The 5,321-nt window shown below is 43.5% G+C and carries 3 protein-coding genes; 2 read left to right on the top strand and 1 reads right to left on the bottom strand.

Annotated elements, in window-relative coordinates:
• Positions 1 to 43: 43 nt before the first annotated feature.
• Positions 44 to 1,924 carry an alpha-amylase family glycosyl hydrolase gene (locus tag ACEW9J_RS25255; protein ID WP_373547826.1) on the bottom strand — a complete coding sequence of 627 codons (1,881 nt, stop codon included), beginning with the start codon at positions 1,922 to 1,924 and terminating at the stop codon, positions 44 to 46.
• 496 nt (positions 1,925 to 2,420) lie between these two features.
• Between ACEW9J_RS25255 and ACEW9J_RS25250 the strand changes: the two genes are divergently transcribed.
• Positions 2,421 to 2,891 carry a hypothetical protein gene (locus tag ACEW9J_RS25250; protein WP_373547825.1) on the top strand — a complete coding sequence of 157 codons (471 nt, stop codon included), beginning with the start codon at positions 2,421 to 2,423 and terminating at the stop codon, positions 2,889 to 2,891.
• Between the two features lie 323 nt (positions 2,892 to 3,214).
• On the top strand, positions 3,215 to 4,711 hold the full coding sequence (locus tag ACEW9J_RS25245) for an ATP-binding protein (RefSeq protein WP_373547827.1): 1,497 nt from the start codon (positions 3,215 to 3,217) through the stop codon (positions 4,709 to 4,711).
• The last annotated feature ends 610 nt before the right edge of the window (positions 4,712 to 5,321 follow it).

Genomic DNA, 5,321 nt, shown 5'->3' with positions numbered 1-5,321 from the left:
TCACTAAAACATTGCTAATCATGAGAATATATCCTCTTTAAATCTACTGCTTCCTAAATATTAAAACCGACCATTTAGGAAGATTGATGTAAATCTTTCCGTCTGCTTGGACTTGCAGATTGTGCCCATAGTTACCCGAATCATTCCAACCGTCATACTGCGGCGATTGAGAGTTGAAAATTTCTGACCACTGCCCAGTTTCTTCACCCACATCGATCCCGTAATCATGTTCTTGCCACTGACGATCGCTTAGATTGACAACAACCACCACAATATTGCCGCCTTCATGCCAGCGTTTGAAAGCTAAGACTGTATTTGTGCGATCCTCATGAATAAATTGCAAAGTATCACTGCGTAAAGCCGGATTATGCCAACGTACCCAGTTGATATCTCGGACTAGATTTCGCATGGAAATCCCGATCGAATCTCCGGCAATTCCCCAATCAAATCGATGTTCCCAAGTTGCTGGATTTCCGTCTGGATTTGGCCACCAATAGCCAGGGTGGTGACATTCAGATCCCATGAATAACATCGGCGTACCAGGTATTGACACATTTAACGCCCAACCGAGTCGCCCTTTGGCTCGTGCATACCAATTATTTCGCCCGCCACATAGCTCGACAAAATAACGATTTTCGGGTTGTTTCCCGCTTTGAGAATCGGCAATTCTGTCGTGAGAGCCGAGCAAATAACGAATAAAATTCCAGGAGCGGTCAAATCCCATCCAACCCATGAATGATTTGAGTTCATCTATTGCATTGTCTCCATTGACAGCGCGACGAAAAGCAAATGGATCGGACATTCCCCACACTGCATTAAAACCTAATTCACGGATAACTTTACCCCAGCGATCTTGCTGTTCGCTCGTCCATTCGGCAATCAGATACTTATCTTGCCAGTATTGGTTTTCGCGAAGTCCGGCAATAATATGTTGAGTGCATTCCCACGTCATACTGTGCGCCATATCAAACCGCAAACCATCGCCGCGATATTCATGCAACATCATCCGCGCGTGGTCGAGTAAAAAGTTTTGGACTTCCGATTTCCAATGCGCGAACGCTCGACCATCTTCATCCCGCGCAGGTTCATATCGAAACGGATCTTCAAAGTAGATCCCGCCGCTATCGGTGGTATTGCCATCGTATTGCCAATAGTGATTGCGGCTGGTCGAAGCATGATGATAAACCACATCAAAAATCACTGCTAGACCTTGCCTGTGAGCGGCATCTACGAGCGATCTCAAGTCTGCTGGAGTACCGTACCCATTATGCGGTGCAAAGAGGTTGGTAGCTCCATAACCTTCCCCATCGATGCCATCGACTTGCTCGGTGGGTAATAGTTGAAGTGCGTTAAATCCAAGTTCGCGGATATATCCGAGCTTCGTCTCAAAGTCGGCAAACGTGGCATAAGTTGAGATATTTAGATGGTCGTTTAGTCCGGCAAATGACCCTACATGCGCCTCATAAATAATTAGATCCTCAAATTTGGGCGTGGCAAATTCAGACCACTCTTGCTGCCAATCCACGACGATCCCTCTGGCATTATCTTCAGCACTCTCTACTTGGCGTGCATAGGCATCTACACGAGTCAAGATGCCACCTGGATTGGTAGGATCGCCGCCTTTATTAACGATTGAGAATTGATAGGGTTGACCCGCCACAACGTCCGCTACATCTACCGACCAATAACTAGAATTACTCGGTTCTGGTGCGAGGGCAACTTGAGACATTCGCTCGTCTTGCCAAATGCAAACTGAAACGGCGATCGCATTTGGTGCCCAAACTCGAAACGAGCATTCATGACCAAGCAAATTTGCACCCATGCCAGGATGAACGGATACCAACGATTCTCCAGGGGAGAGGCTACTTCGACTTCGCTCAGTACAAGTCCGCCAACGATCGATCGCCATTAAAGACTCACTCATGGTTTTGAATTTCGGTTGGATGGCAAGTAATAACAGCCGACAAATCTGCTTGTAAGAGCAGTATTGCTTGCATTACATATTTAGAAAATAAAATGAATTTTTGTTGTGTAAAACTACTTGTGCTTATCATATCTTCCAAATGTGAGGGAGTTGTGAGTTATTTACAATTTATCTTTGATTTTTCGATGAAATTAATGCCTCAAAGCTCTTGTGTGAGCTAATTGCGCGTCTTAAAACAGATTGATTTTTGATAGAATTCGCTTATAGAATTAAGCAAAAAAATAATATTATATTGTTCTGTTTTGTTAAGGCTTTTTTATCTATGTCTTTAGAGAGAGTGCTTTATTTATTTGATTGATTAGCTTTAAGGTGTCAATCGTTGGCATAGCCTCTCCCCTAGAAAGTCGGTCTTTAAATTCAATCGATTGAGGCTGATATCTGCAATTGAAGGTAATTACTAAACCAATCAAATTTAAAAATAGATAATTAATTCATCATGAAAAAACAGATCTTTGTTGCCTTAGCTCTCCTATGCTCCTCAGTTGCCACTTTCAGCATGAGTGAGCCAGCTACCGCACAACTAAGTCGAAGTTCGATCGGCCCATCGGTTGAATTTGGTAACGGACAAACTGTATTTGGGATCGATTCTAAATTTGGCATCAGTGATAATTTATCCCTGCGTCCATTTGTCTTCTTTCCTAATGGTGGCACTAAATTTGGTACGGCATTAACCTACGATATTAATCTCAAAAATAATGCTAATGCCCTCCAACTTACGCCTTTTGTTGGTGCTTCTATAGACTTCAATACTGGCGATGGCAATACTACCACTAACTTTGGTTTAGTTGGTGGAGTCGATCTGGATCTGACTGATAGCCTGCAATTAAAAGGAGCAGTAAACGTACCGCTGAATAACGATCGGGATCGAACCGTTGTCGTGAGTGTTGGGGCTGGTTTCAGATTTTAAAACAGCACTTGGCAAGTTCCGACCGGAGAAAATAATTATCGCGGAAGATCGAGCTTTTCAGTCACAGTAAATTGCGATCTGACAAACAGATACACCACGAAAACAGGTCGATTGAAATATTCTCTCCCCGTAACTTGCCAAGTCATTAATTTATAAATTTGCTTCTATAGTACGATTTTCAAAATTTACTCACGATCGGTCGGGTGTAAACTTTAGTACGTGTGACATTGTGAAAATATTTAATACCTGATAGGTTGTGGGAGTACAATCTAAATCGATTGTGCGAACCTATCATACACAACAAGTAATTTGTTGTGAATCAGATGAATCTCCCCACCTTCACGTTGTTGATTGTTGAAGATGTTCCGGCAAATCGAGAGCTATATCGAAATTGCCTACTGACCGATTCAAGCTGTGCTTACGATCTGTTAGAAGCAGCATCGGTGGCGGAGGGACTAGAACTATGCAGTACGAAACCGATCGATGCTATTTTACTCGATTATCTGCTCCCAGACGGAGATGGGCTAAAATTTCTAGAGACATTATCACAAAGTCCCGATCGTAGTCCACCTGTCGTGATGATGACGGGGTATGGTGACGAAAGTATTGCGGTTCGAGCGATGAAACTGGGTGCCCAAGATTATTTGCCAAAGCACAAGTTTTCGCCACAGCTATTAATCTCAACCATGCGCGGCGCGATTGAGAATGCCCGCTTGCGGCTACAATTGCGACACCGCGAAGAGCAGTTACAGGTAGCTAGCAAGCAAATTACGACGATCTGGGAAAGCATGACCGATGCGTATATCGGTCTCGATCGCGATTGGCGGATCGTCTACACCAATCCAGCGGCAATTCAAGTAATCGAGCGACTAGTCGGTCTAGCACCTGAAGAATTTTTGGGTAAAACCCATTGGGAAGTTTTTCCCCAGTCAGTGAATAACTCCGTCGAGCAAGAATATCGCAGGGCTGTAACCGAGCGAATGGCGGTACATTTTGAGGTATTTTATGAGCCAATTAGCACTTGGTTCGAGCTTCATGCTTATCCATCTACCGAAGGATTGGGGATTTACTTTCGGGATATTAACGAACGTAAATGTCTCGAAGCCCAACGAATTGCCTCCGAACGAGAGTGCTTGCACTCCAAATCCGCTCTCGAACATCGCCATCAAGAGCTGGATAACTTTGTGCAGAGCGTCTCCCACGATCTCAAAGCACCCTTGCGGGCAATTGCCAATCTCTCGGAGTGGATTGAAGAAGATTTAGAGGGTTCCCTCACAATCGCTACTCAACAGCAAATGGCACTATTACGGAGCCGAGTCGAGCGGATGTCTGCGACGATCGATGGACTGCTCGACTATGCCCGCCTCGGACAAACGGATAGATCGATCGAGCCAGTCTTAGTAGATCGATTACTGGCTGAGGTCATCGATTCACTCTCACCGCCGCCGACATTTTGCATCGATATCGACCCAATGCCGACCGTATTCACAAACCGCTTTCTGTTGTTCCAGGTGTTTGCCAATCTCATCGGTAATGGCATCGAGCATCACGACAGATCTGATGGCTCGATTCACATTTCGGTTCGAGAACGCGACGATCTGTATGAATTTAGCGTAGCCGATGATGGAGCGGGGATTGCCCCAGAGCATCACGAGCGAATCTTTAGAATTTTTCAGACTGTGAACCCTCAAAATCGAGCGGATAGTACAGGCATTGGATTGGTAATCGTCAAAAAAATTATTGAAGCCCAAGGTGGAACTATTTGGTTAGAGTCCCAGCTCGGTCAGGGCACAACATTCTACTTTACTTGGCTCAAGTAATTCTCTCAAGGAGAGAAGATCGATTATTGGCTTTAGTGAATTAAGACACGATCTTGCGATAGCGAAATACTATCTTTACAGGTCGAGACAGATAAATTTTATCGAGAACGATCCAGGATCTTCGATCGCATCCAACAGCATACTGGATATCAGAAGAGAAGATCGAGCTATTATTTATCACAGCTTTTCATATTACATTTAAAATGTGAGGAATTCGTGAGGTTTGTACCGTATATTTCGCCAAGAATTGTGTCAACAATAATCACAGGCTATACATAGAAACAATTGCGAGGTTTTACCTTGCTAAAATAAGCTAGTAATAACTAAGTTATTTATAAATATTAGTACTTTTTGTGGCGATTTATTAAGATTTTTTTGTCTATATATTTAGGTAGAGATTTTTATCGATCCGATCGATTACTATCAAGTTTAAGGCTGCTTAATAAAATTCATTTTTTAGCTTAGGAAGCGATCGCACTCTTAACATCACAATTACTTAGGAAATAACTTCATGAATAAGATCGTTCTATTCTCATTGATATGTACGGGATTTGTCTCAGTGATGCCCTTCAAGGTCAATGCCGCAGGTTTAGCACAAGTTAGCCAGAAT

It is taken from the genome of Chamaesiphon sp., assembly GCF_041737865.1.
Classification (GTDB): domain Bacteria; phylum Cyanobacteriota; class Cyanobacteriia; order Cyanobacteriales; family Chamaesiphonaceae; genus Chamaesiphon.
The sequence above is the reverse complement of the archived record's forward strand: the minus strand, read 5'-3'. Positions and strand labels throughout refer to the sequence as shown.